Annotated in this window: 16 protein-coding genes; 12 read left to right on the top strand and 4 right to left on the bottom strand. The window is 37.3% G+C overall.

The window, feature by feature from the left end; genetic code table 11:
• Positions 1-35: 35 nt before the first annotated feature.
• Complete coding sequence (locus QUF86_RS26390) at positions 36-551, bottom strand: antibiotic biosynthesis monooxygenase family protein (RefSeq protein ID WP_289324063.1); 516 nt, start codon at positions 549-551, stop codon at positions 36-38.
• Between the two features lie 270 nt (positions 552-821).
• Between QUF86_RS26390 and hemE the strand changes: the two genes are divergently transcribed.
• The 3 genes from hemE to QUF86_RS26375 all read left to right on the top strand — a co-directional run bounded on the left by hemE (position 822) and on the right by QUF86_RS26375 (position 3,713).
• Entirely contained in the window at positions 822-1,865 is a 1,044-nt protein-coding gene (gene hemE, locus QUF86_RS26385; protein WP_289336127.1) for a uroporphyrinogen decarboxylase, read from the top strand.
• Between the two features lie 78 nt (positions 1,866-1,943).
• On the top strand, positions 1,944-2,879 hold the full coding sequence (gene hemH / locus QUF86_RS26380; RefSeq protein WP_289336126.1) for a ferrochelatase: 936 nt from the start codon (positions 1,944-1,946) through the stop codon (positions 2,877-2,879).
• 258 nt (positions 2,880-3,137) lie between these two features.
• Positions 3,138-3,713: a TetR/AcrR family transcriptional regulator gene (locus QUF86_RS26375; protein ID WP_289317530.1), complete on the top strand. Its 576-nt coding sequence runs from the start codon at positions 3,138-3,140 to the stop codon at positions 3,711-3,713.
• 154 nt (positions 3,714-3,867) lie between these two features.
• On the opposite strand, the gene yhfH is transcribed toward QUF86_RS26375, so the two are convergent.
• Positions 3,868-3,996, bottom strand: a complete 129-nt coding sequence (gene yhfH / locus QUF86_RS26370) for a protein YhfH (protein WP_065310849.1) — start codon at positions 3,994-3,996, stop codon at positions 3,868-3,870.
• Positions 3,997-4,168: 172 nt separating this feature from the next.
• Between yhfH and QUF86_RS26365 the strand changes: the two genes are divergently transcribed.
• The 7 genes from QUF86_RS26365 to QUF86_RS26335 all read left to right on the top strand — a co-directional run bounded on the left by QUF86_RS26365 (position 4,169) and on the right by QUF86_RS26335 (position 12,225).
• A complete protein-coding gene (locus QUF86_RS26365; RefSeq protein ID WP_289317529.1) occupies positions 4,169-4,903 on the top strand; it encodes an MBL fold metallo-hydrolase in 735 nt (244 codons plus the stop codon).
• Between the two features lie 45 nt (positions 4,904-4,948).
• The gene (gene lplA, locus QUF86_RS26360; protein ID WP_289336125.1) at positions 4,949-5,938 is read left to right on the top strand and encodes a lipoate--protein ligase; all 990 of its coding nucleotides are present in this window, start codon (positions 4,949-4,951) and stop codon (positions 5,936-5,938) included.
• A gap of 179 nt (positions 5,939-6,117) precedes the next feature.
• Positions 6,118-7,662: a fatty acid--CoA ligase family protein gene (locus QUF86_RS26355; protein WP_289336124.1), complete on the top strand. Its 1,545-nt coding sequence runs from the start codon at positions 6,118-6,120 to the stop codon at positions 7,660-7,662.
• 179 nt (positions 7,663-7,841) lie between these two features.
• Positions 7,842-8,369: an HD domain-containing protein gene (locus QUF86_RS26350; RefSeq protein ID WP_289317526.1), complete on the top strand. Its 528-nt coding sequence runs from the start codon at positions 7,842-7,844 to the stop codon at positions 8,367-8,369.
• A 204-nt stretch (positions 8,370-8,573) separates the two neighbouring features.
• The gene (locus QUF86_RS26345) at positions 8,574-9,239 is read left to right on the top strand and encodes a response regulator transcription factor (protein ID WP_289336123.1); all 666 of its coding nucleotides are present in this window, start codon (positions 8,574-8,576) and stop codon (positions 9,237-9,239) included.
• 594 nt (positions 9,240-9,833) lie between these two features.
• Positions 9,834-11,099: a M48 family metallopeptidase gene (locus tag QUF86_RS26340; RefSeq protein WP_289336122.1), complete on the top strand. Its 1,266-nt coding sequence runs from the start codon at positions 9,834-9,836 to the stop codon at positions 11,097-11,099.
• Between the two features lie 649 nt (positions 11,100-11,748).
• A complete protein-coding gene (locus tag QUF86_RS26335; RefSeq protein WP_289317522.1) occupies positions 11,749-12,225 on the top strand; it encodes a DUF3574 domain-containing protein in 477 nt (158 codons plus the stop codon).
• 399 nt (positions 12,226-12,624) lie between these two features.
• On the opposite strand, the gene QUF86_RS26330 is transcribed toward QUF86_RS26335, so the two are convergent.
• Positions 12,625-13,452, bottom strand: coding sequence for a DUF4097 family beta strand repeat-containing protein (locus QUF86_RS26330; protein WP_289336121.1), 828 nt, complete (start codon positions 13,450-13,452; stop codon positions 12,625-12,627).
• A gap of 164 nt (positions 13,453-13,616) precedes the next feature.
• On the bottom strand, positions 13,617-14,276 hold the full coding sequence (locus QUF86_RS26325) for a TetR/AcrR family transcriptional regulator (protein WP_289317520.1): 660 nt from the start codon (positions 14,274-14,276) through the stop codon (positions 13,617-13,619).
• A gap of 332 nt (positions 14,277-14,608) precedes the next feature.
• Between QUF86_RS26325 and QUF86_RS26320 the strand changes: the two genes are divergently transcribed.
• Positions 14,609-15,109, top strand: coding sequence for a helix-turn-helix transcriptional regulator (locus tag QUF86_RS26320; protein WP_289336120.1), 501 nt, complete (start codon positions 14,609-14,611; stop codon positions 15,107-15,109).
• Entirely contained in the window at positions 15,099-15,491 is a 393-nt protein-coding gene (locus QUF86_RS26315; protein ID WP_289336119.1) for a hypothetical protein, read from the top strand. The genes QUF86_RS26320 and QUF86_RS26315 overlap by 11 nt, the downstream gene beginning before the upstream one ends.
• The last annotated feature ends 21 nt before the right edge of the window (positions 15,492-15,512 follow it).

The following is a 15,512-nucleotide window of genomic DNA, read 5'->3' as shown; positions in this document are numbered from 1 at the left end:
TTGAGAGGATGGGCCTTTTATTGAGCAGGAATGGATCATTCTTCGGAATCCTTCACCAATGTATACTGCGTTACATAGGCTTCACCTGAAAACATCTTCTGGCTGGAATTCGTAACTGGAGCTTTGGAGTCGCTGTTATGCGCTTTTTGAAAGGAACTGGAGTTCTTCCAGTTCAGAAAATCAGCTTGTTTCTCCCAAATCGTTAAGATTACATAAGTTTCAGAGTTGATGGGCCGCAGGACACGAAGGGCGACGAAACCTGGTTCATTTTCTATGAATCCGGCCCTGTTTTTAAAACGATGTTCGAATACCGGTCGTCCTTCTTCACTGACAGGGATATTGTTCATGACTACATAGCCATGATCTTGAAGGTTTCCTTTCCCATCGACTACTTCATATTTACGGGGCGAGCTAAAGATCGTTTTACCTGATGTTTCATGTAAAAGGACTGTAGTGTCAGGGTTTTGCATAAGTAATATTTTTTCATTCGGGTGCTTATCTTTTTTGATTTTCAAAAAATCGTAAGTGCCTGATGTGATGAATACATTCATAAATTCCCCTCCAATTTCTATATAGTACCTGTATACCCATTTTACCCAATGAATCGTGCTTTTACCATTTCCAATCAAACCATTGGGCTTGGAAACCGGTAAGATTTTTATAAAAACGTCGATTTTCTGACAAATATATAGGTTGGCTATACTTCTATTATATAAAAAGCTATAGTTTAAGGAGATTCGATTTGAAATTCAACATCCTTCTGATATTCTAGGTAAGTATGAATGAAAATAGAAACGTGATTGCTTGAAAGGTGGATATTAATGTCTAAGGAAATTACGAATGATACATTTTTAAAAGCTGCGAGAGGAGAGAAAACGGATCATGTGCCTGTTTGGTATATGCGTCAGGCTGGCCGTTCACAGCCGGAATACCGTAAACTGAAAGAGAAGTACTCCCTATTCGAGATCACTCATCAGCCGGAATTATGCGCTTATGTGACTAGATTGCCAGTTGAGCAATATGATGTAGACGCTGCGATTTTATATAAAGATATAATGACACCGCTACCAGCCATTGGTGTCGATGTCGAGATTAAGTCGGGAATCGGTCCAGTAATTTCCAATCCGATCAAATCAGTAAAGGATGTTGAAAAATTGGGTGAATTGAACCCAGATGAAGACATCCCTTATGTGTTGGACACGATTAAATTATTGACCACGGAGCAATTGTCCGTTCCTTTGATTGGTTTTTCCGGTGCACCATTCACCATTGCTTCATACATGATTGAAGGCGGCCCTTCCAAAAACTACAATAAGACGAAAGCATTCATGTATTCCGAGCCAGTGGCCTGGTTTGCTTTAATGGATAAGTTAGCGGATATGATCATCATCTATGTCAAGTCCCAAATTAAGGCTGGCGTTAAAGCCGTCCAAATTTTTGATTCATGGGTGGGTGCATTGAACGTTGAGGATTACCGCGTATTCATCAAGCCAATCATGACTCGTATCTTTTCTTCATTACGTGAAGAAAATGTACCACTAATCATGTTTGGGGTCGGTGCTAGTCACTTGGCACTGGAATGGAATGACCTTCCGATTGATGTAGTCGGTCTGGATTGGAGACTTCCGATTACAGAAGCAAGACAAATGGGAATACAGAAAACGGTTCAAGGTAACCTTGATCCTGCACTGCTATTATCATCATGGGATGTTATAGAAGAACGGACGAAAAGGATCCTGGATCAGGGCATGGAACAGGATGGCTACATCTTTAACCTTGGACATGGGGTTTTCCCTTCCGTAAATCCGGAAACACTGAAGAGACTGACCGCTTTCATTCATGAATATTCATCAAAAATGAAGTAAGGTGAACGAACCATGTGCTAAAAATCCTTAATTGGATGCACAATAAAAGAACGAAATCTTTAAAAGAGGTGTAATTTCATGTCAAGAAAAAAAATGGGCCTTCTAGTCATGGCTTATGGTACTCCGTACACTGAAGCGGATATTGAAAGATATTATACACATATTCGTCATGGGAGACGACCAAGCGACGAATTGATTGCCGATCTAAAAGGCAGATATGAAGCGATCGGTGGATTATCCCCGCTTGCAAAAATAACGGCGGGACAAGCTGAAGCCCTTGAAAAGCAATTGAATTCCGTTCAGGAAGAAATTGAATTCAAGGCATATCTGGGACTGAAACATATTGAACCTTTTGTTGAAGACGCAGTGAAACAAATGCATGATGATGGAATCAAAGAAGCTGTCAGTATAGTATTGGCACCGCATTTTTCAACATTCAGCGTGAAGTCTTATAATGGACGTGCACAGGATGAAGCCGCTAAATTGGGTGACATGACCATCACTTCTGTTGAAAGCTGGTATGATGAGCCGAAATTCATTCAATATTGGGTAGATCAAGTAAAAGGTGTAATCGGGAAAATGACCTCGGAAGAACGCGATAATTTCGCTTTGATCGTTTCTGCACATAGTCTCCCTGAGAAAATCTTGCAATCTGGAGATCCGTATCCAAATCAATTGAAAGAAACTGCAGACATGATTGCTGAAGGCGCGGGTGTCACCAATTATGCAGTAGGCTGGCAAAGCGCTGGACAAACACCTGAACCATGGCTTGGGCCGGATGTACAGGATTTAACCAGAGATCTTCATCAAGCAAAAGGGTATAAAGCTTTCATTTATATTCCTGTAGGCTTCGTGGCCGAGCATCTTGAAGTCCTTTATGATAACGATTATGAATGTAAGGTTGTGACGGAAGATATTGGTGCAGCTTACTACAGGCCGGATATGCCCAATGTTAAACCTGAATTCATCGATGCTGTGGCCACAATCATTTTAAACAGATTACAGGAAAAATAGTTATATGGGATATTCAGTTTAACCATTCTGTAATGTGCCTCTACATATTTTCATGCTATACATCTGAATAAGCGGCACTTTTGTTTTTACTGTGGAAAATTAAATACCCAATTTTCGAAAAGGTGGCTGTCCAGTAATGAGGATGGCCATTATTTCTCTAGAAAATTTAAAATTAAATTGAAAAGACTGAATATTTTTGGTATGATATTTTTGAACATAATGACTGTTTTGTCCGTTTGGTCAGGATTGAGGTGGGAAATGTCTGTTGATCGTAAAAAATTAATTTTAGAAGCCGCGACCAAGTCGTTTTCACTTTTTGGATATAAGGCAACGACGATGGATCAAGTCGCTAAAATTGCCAATGTGGGAAAAGGGACCATTTATACCTTTTATAAAAATAAAGAAGAGCTGTTTAGAGAAATCGTTCAGCGGATGATAGAGGAAATGAAATATGAGGCGGAACAATCTTTGGATGATCAGCTCTCCTTTTTTGAAAACCTGCATCGGGCCGTTTATCGAATCCTGGAGTTCAGGCAGGAGCATCAGTTATCTTTAAAGCTTTTTCAGGAAGAGCGGGAAATTGGTACGCCGGCCGTTCAGGAAATGGTTAATGAAATGGAAGAAGCTGTCGTATCTTACATTAAGGACAAACTTAAAATAGCGATTGATAAGGGCTATATAAAGCCTTGCGATCCAGAGATAACAGCTTTCCTGATGTTAAAGATGTACCTTGCCCTCATTTTTGATTGGGAAAGGAACCATGCCCCATTAGAGAAAGATGAAATTGCTGAACTATTTAAAATATATTTATTCAAAGGATTATCCGCTCCGTGATAATTCTATTTTTTTGGCTGGAATGCAATGAATCGTAAAAAACCAAAAGAAGAGATACCGATGATCGGTATCTCTTCTTTATATTGTTTTCAGCTGTTAAACCGAACTTTATATGGGATCATCCTGCCGCAGAGGATGGTGAAACACATTACTACTACTCTCCAGAAAGGCAATGATCACAGTGGTTTCCATAACATTCGTGCTGTTCTTCAATTTTTTTTCCGCATTCCGTGCATTGTTTCGGAGGCAGGTTTTTAAAGAACTCAACGCTACTTTGAATCATGAACATCATCTCCTGAATTTTTTTGTTATTCGCTTTTCTATAACTCCATTGTATTATAACAGATATAGATTGTCAATCGATGTTTTATAACATAAGTAAAAAAGGTGAAATGAGGGAAAGAATAGTTTATATTAATGGGGAAGTCATTGAGAGAAAAAAGGAGTGCCTAAGCATGAAAATCACCGTAATTGGCTGCTGGGGCGGATATCCAGCTAAAAATGAGGCAAGTTCTGGCTATTTGCTTGAATATGAAGATTTTCGCATTCTGCTTGATTGTGGCAGTGGTGTTCTATCACAGCTGCAAAATCATATGAAGCCGGAGGACCTAGGTGCAGTTGTATTATCCCACTATCATCCGGATCATGTTGCGGATATTGGTGTCCTGCAGCACGCTGCGCTCATACAGCAGTTATTGGGCAGCGAAAAAAGGACCATACCTATTTATGGTCATGATTTAGACCAAGCCGAATTTGGAAAGTTAACTTATAAAGACGTGACAAAGGGCATAGCCTACTCTGCTGATGAACCCTTAACCATAGGACCGTGTAAATTTACGTTCATGAAAACAAAACATCCAGTCCCTTGTTTTGCTATGAGGATTGAAGCTGAAAATCATTCGATTGTTTATACAGGTGACAGTTCTTATATGGATGAGTTAGCAGATTTCGCTAAAGACGCAAATGTTTTATTGTGTGAAAGTAACTTTTACAGTGATATGGATGGTTCAAAGGCGGGGCATATGACGGCTAGAGAAGCGGGCATGCTAGCAGCCAAGGCCGACGTCCAGCTTTTGCTGTTAACTCATCTTCCTCATTATGGGGATCTTGATCAACTGAAAAAAGAAGCATCCGAGGTATTCAAAAGGGAAATAGCTGTAGCTAAAACCAATCTCGAATTCCAACTATAAATGAAACATTAGGGTAATGAAGGGACTCTACAAGGAGGAACAACTGTGCTTTTTATTGATAATAAGGGAATTACAGATCCGAGAATTAATCTGGCCATTGAAGAATATGCGCTTAAACATTTAAATATAGATGAAACCTATCTCCTATTTTACATAAATCGCCCTTCAATCATCATTGGAAGGAATCAAAATACGATTGAAGAAATCAATGCCGATTATGTAGAGGGAAATGGCATTACAGTAGTTCGCCGCCTTTCAGGGGGCGGGGCTGTTTATCATGACCTAGGAAATCTCAATTTCAGTTTCATTACGAAAGATGATGGAGATAGCTTCCATAATTTCAAGAAGTTCACCCAGCCTGTCGTGGAAACGCTTGAGAAACTTGGAATACATGCTGAATTAAGCGGACGTAATGATATCCTGGCCGAAGGAAAGAAAATCTCCGGCAACGCGATGTTTTCAACGAAGGGCAGAATGTTCAGTCACGGGACATTGTTGTTTCAATCAGAAATGGATCACATTGTATCCGCCTTAAAAGTGAAAAAGGATAAAATCGAGTCCAAGGGAATTAAATCGATAAGAAGCCGTGTCGGTAATATCGCTGATTTCTTAAAAGAACCGATGTCTGTTGAAGAATTCCGTTCATTCCTTCTGCAAAATATATTCAAAGGTAGCGGCAAAGTTACAGAGTATGTTTTAACGGAGGCCGATTGGGAGGAAATTCATAAAATCTCGGAAGAAAGGTATCAAAACTGGGAGTGGAACTACGGAAAATCGCCTAAATTCAACTTGCAAAACTCACATAGATTCGCGGTGGGCTCTGTTGATATCCGTCTTGAAGTGAACAGGGGAATCATTGAGAATTGTAAAATCTACGGTGACTTCTTCGGGGTCGGAGAGGTTGCGGATATTGAACAAAAGCTTACTGGAATACGCTATGAAAAGGAAGCCATCAGCAGTGTACTAGATGAGATAGATGTTCGGCATTATTTTGGCAATGTAACGAAAGAAGAAATATTGGCTTTAATATATTAAGCCTGAAAAGCCGTCCCGATTTAATAGGACGGCTTTTGTGTCTAATAATGACAGTAATTGCTTGAATATGGATAAAATTGTTGCTGTAAACGTATTCTTTTAATATAATAAAAATGTATTTAGTCTTTTATAAAAATGAATGACTGTTCATTCATGCTATTTACAGGGGAGGGAGAACGATGAATTTATCTGAACAGCTTCATCAAACGGCTTTAAGAAAGGCCGATAAGCCAGCTTATTATTTTATGGATCAATCCACCTCATATGGGGAATTGGATATGGCCGTTACAAAGTTTGCAGACGAATTACATAGGCTTGGTGTTTCAAAAGGTGATAATGTTGCGCTGGTATTAGGCAATTCTCCACATTTCATCATTTCGTTGTATGGAGCTTTGCGAGCAGGGGCGACCGTAATTCCCGTAAATCCAATTTACACACCTGATGAGATTGGTTACATCCTGAATAATGGCGATGTAAAGGTCGTCGTGACTTTAGATAAGCTTGTACCCTTATTCGAGAAAATGAACCCGATCCTCTCAAGCGTAGAACAGTATGTGATTTGTGAAACGCAGCCGGATAATGGGGATATTAGCAAATTTAACATCTACCCAAAAATGAAATCGTTTGCAAAAATGGTCGAAAAGGGGCATGCCGGTTTTAAAGGTCCTGACCTGGATCCTGATGCTACGGCAATCATACTCTACACTTCAGGGACAACGGGGAAACCGAAGGGGGCCATGCTCACACATGCCAATATATTCTCCAATGCTCATGATGTTGGTGATTATTTGAAAATCACGGAAAGTGACCGTGTCATTACGACATTACCAATGTTCCACGTGTTCAGTTTAACGGTAGTTGTTAATGCCCCATTGATGAGCGGAGGTACGCTTTTAATTGTCCCGCAATTCAGTCCAAAGGAAATATTCAGGCAAATCAAAAAATATGATGCAACCGTTTTTGCTGGGGTGCCAACGATGTACAATTTTCTTTTCCAATTTCCCGATGCGAAAGAAGACGATCTGAAGTCGTTGCGCATATGCATTTCAGGTGGATCCGCCATGCCAGTGTCACTGCTTGAATCATTCGAGCGGAAATTTAATGTCAGTGTTTCGGAAGGGTATGGTTTATCCGAAGCATCTCCCGTTACCTGCTTCAACCCTTTGGATCGTCCAAGGAAGGCGGGATCCATCGGAACCTCGATCCTTGGGGTGGAAAACAAAGTGGTCAATGAGCTTGGTGAAGAAGTGCCGATCAATGGGGTAGGAGAATTGATTGTCAGGGGTCCGAATGTAATGAAGGGGTATTATAAAATGCCTGAAGAGTCGGCGGCAGTCTTGAAAAATGGCTGGTTGTATACAGGCGATTTAGCGAGGATGGATGATGAAGGGTATTTTTTCATCGTAGATCGTAAAAAGGAACTAATCATCGTCGGGGGTTATAATGTCTACCCACGTGAAGTGGAGGAGGTTCTGTACGCCCATCCTGAAGTAGTCGAGGCAGCAGCCATAGGCATCCCGGATCCAAATCAGGGAGAAGTGGTTCATTGCTTCGTGGTAAAGAAAAACAATGCATTGACCGAGGAAGAATTACTTGCCTATTGCATGGAACACTTGGCTAAGTATAAGGTTCCGGCAAAAATTGAGTTTTTGGATGAACTTCCAAAAAATACAACTGGTAAAATTTTACGGCGTTCCTTAAAAAAACATGTAATACAAAACTGAAATTGGTTGATCATGAGGGGACCATTGCCTATAACCTGCAATGGTCCTTTTTTGTACAAACAAAGTGTATCAGGCTGCATAAAATATATCAGGAGGGGAAGCTTAAAACCTTGATTCTTGTTTCGAAAAGAGTTATGATTGTCATTAAAAATTTCCACATAATTGTAAGGAGGGGTTAGATGAGAGATGTAAAGCTTTTAGATATTTTTACACATCCCATTGCTCAAAAATACTTGAACCGTTCAGGTCTGGCTCATGCGATTGCGGTAGCATACCATTCGTTTCACCTAGCAAACGAATATAAGATAGACCCTGATATTGCAGCTAAAGCTGGACTTTTGCATGATATGGGTCATTTTACCTGGTATCGCAACGGTAAATGGGATTATGATCTGTACAAACAAAATGATATCCATCCCATTAAAGGTGCAGAACGAGCACATAAACTATTAATCCGTTTGGGAGAGAACCCGATAAAGGCAAAGACAATTTCCCTCGCCATTTTATTTCACACCGATTCGTTTTTACCTTCAAATGATATTATTCGAACACCGCTTCAGCAGGTCGTCAAATGGGCCGACGAAAAAGATGAAGAAGAAGGTGGAAAACACCATTACCGTAAAATTGATTTTCTCCGGGCAAAGGAAAGCATCATGAAACTTGATACACTCATAGACGAGGAACAAAGAAAAAGGCTATCTTCCTGAAGGCAAACAGGTAGATAGCCTTTTTACCGTGCACTTTTTTAAAGCATATTTTACAGTTTAAATTTTGCTTTTGAATTTATTTCATTTATATTGTTATCAAGTGAATTAATGATGTAATATATAGACCAATAGAACTATTCGTGGTGGCCGCAATTATAAAAATCATCGGATTATTAACAAATAATGAAAAGAACAGGTGAAGTTATGAAGTCGATTAAGCTAATGATATATGGTGGCAAAGGGGGGCTAAAGGGAATCATCGAAAAAGAAGAAGACATTAAGGTCATAGGAACAACGGGGAATGAAATGGAATTTCTTGATCTTGATTATACAGTATCAGTTGATGTCATTCTTCTTGATGTCCAGTCATCAGGGAAGTATGGACAGGAAGTAATGCCAATCTTAAAGGAAAGACACCCATCCATTCCTTTCGTCATTCTTACTGCCTGTTCAGAAGACCACTATCTTATCGAAGCAATATGCCATGGTGCAGCAGGTTATGTGTTACAGGATAGTGGAATGAAACAAGTGGTGTCGGCAATCCGTCAATGTGCCAATGGTCAAATAGTCTATCCTGCCTCATTCAAATCTTTTCTAATGAAGAAGCTGCAGCAGGATGGTGTTGAAAAATCACCAGTATCTTTGGATAAGGCAATTGAAAAATTAGGGGCCTTTTCTAAACGCGAGTATGAACTGCTTATTCTACTCAACGAAGGCCAGACGAATCAGCAAATTTCAAAAACACTTTTTCTATCCATCGGCACGGTAAAAAACTATATCAGCCGCATTTACAGAAAACTGAATGTTAGTAATCGCCCTGAGCTTATGGCACTTTTGTATAGTTTTCAAAATAGCAGCATGAAGGGGTGACTATTTAAGCCCTTCGCTCCTTTCATAGATTTTTCATAATGGCCTTATACACCCGATTCTTTATAGGAATTATATTTAAACCATTCCAAATACTTTGATGATGACATGATTTTTATCATCGGGCAACAAGGTGGCGGTAGGATAGATGAATTCGCCGGTGCCTGAATCTCGAAAAAGGAATTCAAATTGGTCAATGAGCCTTTTCATATCTTTAACTGTTCCTCGTAATACCTCCTAGCCATCCGTTTTATTTTAACTGTCTCTGCATATGCATCCACTCCTTCCGCTGTTCTTTTCCGAATCGAATGTGATTGGAAAATTCCACCTCAGTTCATCCCTTATCTTCTGCATTTGAACATACCCGAATTCCAAAGCCGGACCGTAGTTTCATGAGTGCATTTTTGACTGACGGGATTCTGTGCAATACTAATAATTGAAAGTTGATAAAACAAAAGAAGGATTAAAACCAGACAAAATGATCGAGATTGTTTGAATATTTATGGAATAAATAATATAGAAGGGAGAAATGCAGTTCTAACCTGTCCATTTTGGATTAAACTAATAAGAGGGAGTTTCGTTATAAGGAGGGGCATCATGGTTAGAAAATGGGCAGGAAGAGCGATTCTATTATATATCTTTTATGCAGCAGTGATGTATTGGTATATTTTTTATGGGGCAGATACTTCCATTCCCGAAGCATTGCGTGGTACTGCAGCAGACCCTGCAACATTTTTGAATGCAAGGGAACTAAAACTTAGCGAAGAGTATTCAGGTCTGAGGAATTTTATTTTTTTCGTTTCTACACCATATGAATGGCTGCTGTATTTCTTCATTTTATTATTTGGTTTTTCAAAAGCATTTGAAAAGTCTTCCATGACGGTATCGAAACGGAAAGTGATCCAAACAGGCATTTACTTATTCTGGCTTTCTGTAATTTCTTACCTGGCACTATTTCCAATCAGCTTCATTGGTTACCGGATGAGTAAAAGTTACCATATCAGTACACAAAGTTTCACCTCGTGGATGAAGGATGGAGTCATCGAATTTTGGGTGAATTTTGGGTTGATGTTCATCATCGTTTCCGTCTTATATTGGTTAATGAAGAAAAGTGTGAAGAAGTGGTGGCTCTATGCTTGGATGTTGTCCATTCCATTTACCTTGTTTCTTATGTTTGTTCAGCCTGTTTTGATTGATCCGCTGTATAATGAATTCTATCCGCTCAAAAATAAAGAGCTGGAAACGGAAATATTGGCACTTGCCTCACAGGCTGAAATTCCGGCCGATCACGTATATGAAGTAAATATGGCGGAAAAGACAAATGCCTTAAACGCATACGTGAACGGCATAGGTTCCAACTCAAGGATAGTCCTTTGGGATACGACCCTCAATAAACTAAAGGAAGATGAAATCCTTTTTATCATGGCACATGAAATGGCTCATTATGTTGAAAAGCACATTTATATAGGGATTGCAGGATATTTAGGAATGACTTTAATCGGCTTATGGCTGACATCGAAAATCATGAATTATATCATAAGGCGCTGGGGCCACCTGTTAAAGGTGCGTACGGTTGACAGCATCGCTTCTCTTCCATTATTTTTCTTAATAACGTCTGTGCTGTTGTTTGCTTCCAGCCCGGTGTCCAATTATGTTTCCAGATATCAAGAAACAAGGGCTGACCGTTATGCCATCGAAATGACCGGGGATAAAGAATCAGCAATCACCACTTTCCAGGAACTCACAAGGTCGGGTTTGAGTCAGGTCAATCCACCATTCCTGGTAAAATGGCTACGGTATTCCCATCCAACCATGCTCGAGCGGATTTCCACTGTTGAAAATGCAGATACAAAGGGTGATTGAAAGATGGATGATGATTCTAGATTCTATTACTGATGAATTAATCGGTAAAAAGGATTACAAAATTACTTTGACTGGATATTCTATTAACCCTGAACCAGAATAGATATATGGGTTTCTTTAAAAAGCTCAGAACCCGATTCAAGGGAACATGGCGATAATATCGAAAAGGTCCTTAAAGAATATTTGAATTCGAATTCTAAAGAAATGCAAAAAATGGTTAAAAACGATTCCTACAAAATTAATGTATACAGCAAAGACAAAAAGAAATAAATTAAACTAGCATAAATCTATAACTTTTGATTTTTTGAAATAACGGGTGCTTTACTTCAAATAGGGAGTTGCTTTGGCAACTCTTTTCTTATGAAGCTAACGGGTGCGTTAGTTGATTAAGGAACACAAAAATGATCAAACTTTGTTTCAAAGCTACAGCATAATCGATAATTTCGAAGATGAGAAACCCCCTTGGCTACCAAGGGGGTTTATTTTTGATGGATTCCTTAAAGAGTGATTATCTTAGCTAGCTTTGCATACCATATACAACCTAAAAAACGACAAAAAAGTATATATACGTCAATACACCTTTTTGATATTATAAAGATAAATTTCCTATATTTGTTATTTTTGAGTAGGAATTATTAAATAAGGGGAAGTGATAAAACTGAAGAAGAATAAAGTAGTAATTAAAGTATTAGCATTCTTTATGTTAATTGGGTTATTTGTTTATACATTATATGTTGAACTCCCATCTAAACAAACATCAACAACTCAAGAACAACAATCAAATGTTTTGAAAGGACAATTCCATCTTGACAATGTTGTAAAAATTTATGTTCCATCTACCTACAATATTGATCAACCTATTGATAACAGCAAATATGTTGACCAGTCTTTAGAGAAGTTCTCTAATATGTTTGGAGGTGCTACTTCTTACGATGGAACAGGAGCTTGGATAGGAGACAATGAAAAATTAGTTAAAGAAAAAGTAACCATTGTTTATAGCTTCACTGAAAAGTTAGATAAGAATAAAATTAATGAAGTTGTAGCTTATGCAAAAAATCTTAAAAAAGAAATGAAACAGTCTTCGGTATCCATTGAAGTAAATGGAAAAATGTATTTTATTAAATAAAAGATCTATAAAAAAATTATTTAAAGGTATGCTCACTGAAAAGCATACCTTTAATTTGTATTATAGTAACTAAGTTTTACATATAACCGTTTGATAATTAAAGAAGTAGTTTTAAAATAAAGTCGTAACGTTTTGAATAAAGTTTAATCGTTTATAAAAATGATAAACCGAAATCAATACTTGATTTTGGTTTTCCTTAATGAACTAAGGGGCAGGTTAGTTGAAGAAGAAATGGTAAGATAAAAAGGATGAGTACCAAAGGGAAAGTAGGATGATATGGAATATATTTATGTAAAATGGATGACCTTTTTATGCTTTCTTGGAAGATAATGAAATATAGAAAATTGAAGACCTTTTAAAAAAGCAGAAAAAGAAGGAGAATCCTCCTTCTTTTTCTTTTTAATAAATCTTTATATTACCCACAAAGGAAGTTATATTTAATTCCTTATCTCCTTTGTATCTATTAATGACTTTCTTCCCTGGGGGAAGTTGTTCTACATTATAAATGTTTTCTCCTGATAGTTTATTGTTTTCTGAAATTATTCTTCCAGTTTTAGTTATGATATTTAATCCTACCTCATTAAGAGTCTTTTCACCAGGTATTCCTACTTTTATGGTGCCATTATTAGATTTAATATTATTCTTTCCTTTCATATTAGAAAGGTCTTCGATTTTTATTCTACCAACTAAACTATCTACATTGATATTTCCGTCGATTGTTCCTAAATTAATAGTACCAACATTTGATGATACATTTAGAGATTCACCTTTGAAAGAATCTACATTAATTGTACCTACATCTGAATTTAGGGTTAGTTCTTTAATTTCGCTCGGATATCTAACATCTATTTTTCCAACTCCGGTCCTAATTTGAACTTGGTCCATTAATTTAGATGGGACGTTCAGAACTAAGTTTCCTCTGCTTGTGTTAATTGGTGCAATTCGTCTCCAATTATTTACTTCTCTTACCTTAATAACAACTTGATCGCCTTCATATGTAACATCAACTTGGGGATCACCTAGAATAGATTTTTTACCTGTGTACTCAAGATCCATCCTAGAACCATCAGAACTGAGATGAACGTTGACAACATCACTATCCACAATAATTTTGGAAACATCTTTTAAGTCCTCCTTGTGAACGAAGTCTTTTTTAAGAAAAAATTCAATAGTTCCTGAGGCTATTAACAATACTGAAACCCCTCCTGCAATTAGAGCGCCCTTCATAATGTTTACCTCCCTTTCTTTAGCATATTTTAATCATTGAAACATTTGAATCTGCATCCAACCACTTATAATTGATGCTGCACCCACTCCGACACAAATCAATCCAGTTATCAAATTTCAACATACATATATATGTATGTATGTATTTAAAAAAATAAACTGCCTTATGACAGCCTATTTAAATTGAAGATTTCTCTGTGACAAGTTTCAAAAGAGGTTAGTATTTGATCGTCAATAATTGGCAAACCAATACCGTTAAATAGTTCTTGCAAGTGTTTTACCTTTTGCATATATTCTTCTGTATTTACTGAAAAAATAATTGGACTCAACCAAATGTTCGCTAGTATCACAAGTGTTTCAGCAGATTGTTTTGGATAGTGAACGGAAATTGAACCATCCTCTACACCTTCCTCAATAATTGATTGTATACTTGGTGCTCCTATTCTGACACATTCCATTAATTGATTGGCAATAAGTGTAGGACTTTTTAAAATAGATGGGATAGACTTGATCGCATCAACCTGTCCCTGATTATTAGTAAAGGAAAGCTGAAAAGCAGTTTTTAGTTTCTCTAAACCATTTAAACCATCCATTTTCTCTGCTTGTTCAAAAGGATTATTTTCCGAAGCCAATCGTTTGAGAACGGCATCTATAATATCTTCTTTAGATTTAAAATGATGGTAGAACGCACCTCTAGTTAAATCTCCCAATTCATCAATAATGTCTTGGATTGTTGTCTGGTCCCATCCTTTTTCAAGAAAAAGTCTAGTTGCAGCATCTAATATTCTCTGTACCGTTATTTCAGGATATTTATTACGTGCCAATTTATCACCTCCACACATTAATACATTCATATGTATGTATTATATTTTGTAATTATTTGGATGTCAATAGATAGTTCCTTGTTAAACTAAAGGGTGCGTTAGCTGAAGATCGGAGCTGTCTTTAAGGCAGCTTTTTCTTTATGCAACTAACGGGGAGGTTAGTTCAACAGCTTTAATTAAGAAATATTCCCATTTCAAACTTATTTAGAGCAAGGTTCGTTCTTGCTTTTTTCTTTGTGTTTTAAAGTTGCTTTTTATTCAAAAAGGGTATTTTTTGTTGAAAAATAATACTATTAGTGTAAAATTACACTAAAAAGGAGTATTTAGTATATATGGAAAAAGAAGAATTCATCAATTTAATATCAGAAAAAATGAAACTTGTCCGAACAGAACAAAGTTTTTCTCAAGATAAGATGTCTGAAATTCTAGGGATTTCAAAAAAAACACTAGTTCAAATTGAAAAAAGAAGAACAGAAGCCAATTGGACCACCGTTGTTGCATTTTGTGCTTTGTTTAATCATAGCCAATTGTTGATATCATCAATTGGTGACAATCCAGTTGATTTTGTTCAGTTAATTGCTAGCAAAAATGGTGGTACGCCTAAAGAAAAAACAATGGGTGGTAAGATATGGTGGAAAGAACTCGAGTATAGAGGGGATTTTCGTTTGCAACAAAATTTGATTAGTGACCATTACCGTATATTGGATCAATATGATTATCGTTGGCATAGTTCTTTTGATAAAGAAGAGAGTTTAAGTCGTTTAAATGAATTACAGGCTGTGGGGACTATCGAGATAGACAAAGGTATAGGGATGGGGATATATGAAGAATAAGATTTTGCTTGTTCTAAGAAAAATAGTAATTGGTATTCTAATAGTCTGTTTATACTGTTTTCCTTTTGTTTATTTTTCAATGCACCAAGATTTTGCTAACCGTTCAATGCTTGGCTATTTAATTATGATTGTAGTGACTTCAATTCTTGCTTTCTTCGGTAAACTCTTTAATAATTCAATCTCTCTTATTATTGGTAATATATTATCTGTAATAATTTCATTTTATTTCATAAGCGATATGACAGGGAACGAACGATGGGGTGGCTATTTTAAGCCACTAACTCCATATCAATTATTAATCTTGGTTAGTTTTTTGAATTTGATTCCTCAGTTCTTCGCTATGAAGTTAGCAAATAGACACAAAAATAAAGTTAAAGAATAATTTGATTAAGAAGAGTAACTT

The sequence above is a fragment of the Peribacillus sp. NJ11 genome (assembly GCF_030348405.1).
In the GTDB taxonomy this organism is placed as follows: Bacteria; Bacillota; Bacilli; order Bacillales; family DSM-1321; genus Peribacillus.
The sequence above is the reverse complement of the archived record's forward strand: the minus strand, read 5'-3'. Positions and strand labels throughout refer to the sequence as shown.